1 protein-coding gene is annotated in these 228 nt (G+C 50.4%); it reads right to left on the bottom strand.

The window, feature by feature from the left end; all coding sequences use genetic code 11:
* Window positions 1–228 (bottom strand): MBL fold metallo-hydrolase (locus SB660_RS24445; RefSeq protein ID WP_410585260.1); only part of this gene is annotated, 228 nt, incomplete at both ends.

Here is a 228-nt window from a genome sequence, read left to right on the forward strand (position 1 = left end):
GAGAAACGAACCGACTTGCTTGGCAAATTGCAGCGGCCCGATATCAGCGATATGGTCATGGTGATAATGAGACAGAACGACTGCATCCAGCTTTTCCGCCGGCACATATCCGAACAGCTTAGACAAAACGGCACTGCCGCAATCAACAAGCAGAGAGTAATCACCTGACTGAAACAAATAGCCTGACGTCGCTTCATTTGCGGCCGGAAAACCGCCATAGCATCCGAT

The organism is Bacillus sp. SIMBA_005, from assembly GCF_046535585.1.
In the GTDB taxonomy this organism is placed as follows: Bacteria; Bacillota; Bacilli; order Bacillales; family Bacillaceae; genus Bacillus; species Bacillus pumilus.